Source organism: Falsiporphyromonas endometrii, from assembly GCF_042654485.1.
In the GTDB taxonomy this organism is placed as follows: Bacteria; Bacteroidota; Bacteroidia; order Bacteroidales; family Porphyromonadaceae; genus Porphyromonas; species Porphyromonas endometrii.
The window spans coordinates 1-649 of the sequence record NZ_JBHSGO010000060.1 but is presented as its reverse complement, the minus strand read 5'-3'; the positions used below and the strand labels follow the sequence as shown (position 1 = coordinate 649).

Sequence of the window (649 nt, the reverse complement as noted above, 5' to 3'; positions counted from 1 at the left end):
TTGAACGATTTATTTGCGTGTTTGGGATTAGCCCAGACCCGCAAGTTATTGACAAACTTTTCAAAGAACTCATTTTATTTACTGCCAGAGCCGCTTAGGCTTGGATATTTTTTAACGAACTATTGACAAAATAAAAACAGCGTCTGTAACAAATGATTATTACTTTATTGGTGAAAGGCGTTTCTCGATAAAGGCAATCTCTTCCGATGCTAAATTATACATTGAATAAAGTTGCTTGTCAATAAGTTCACAAGGTAAATTCCAATCTAATGTAGAAGATTCACTGGAAAAATTTTGACATGGTACATATTTGTATACATCTTTACCTGCACCTTGATCTTGTTTTCTAATACTAATCATCAATCTAGCAAACTTTGTCTTTAAGTATTTATCACAGTTTACTGTTTCATCTAGGTTATCGAAAGGATAAATTTGAATAAAAGTTTCAGTACAGATTTCATATGGTTTTGCAATGATCGAATTAAAAACATTGTCTTCTATCTTTCCTGATCCAAAATTACGAGGGGGCTGTGTCATTATTCGTAATGATTCAGCCTCTAATTTTTTAGCAACCTCTCATTTCTTGAGTTTAAGCAGCCAATTTTTGGATGGGAGCTACCATTGGACTCACAGGAACTCCTAAAACAGA

The 649-nt window shown here is 33.6% G+C and carries 1 protein-coding gene and 1 pseudogene; one reads left to right on the top strand and one right to left on the bottom strand.

What is annotated here, in order from left to right; all coding sequences use genetic code 11:
- Nucleotides 1–98 (top strand): annotated as a pseudogene (locus ACFO3G_RS03215) (transposase); the annotation flags it as partial.
- Between the two features lie 61 nt (nt 99–159).
- Here the strand turns inward: ACFO3G_RS03215 and ACFO3G_RS03210 are convergent.
- On the bottom strand, nt 160–537 hold the full coding sequence (locus ACFO3G_RS03210; RefSeq protein ID WP_380077941.1) for a hypothetical protein: 378 nt from the start codon (nt 535–537) through the stop codon (nt 160–162).
- Nucleotides 538–649: the final 112 nt, after the last annotated feature.

Bases quoted from the DNA above. Each gene is read 5' to 3' on its own strand.
- ACFO3G_RS03210 (WP_380077941.1), bottom strand. From the start codon at position 537: ATGACACAGCCCCCTCGTAATTTTGGATCAGGAAAGATAGAAGACAAT.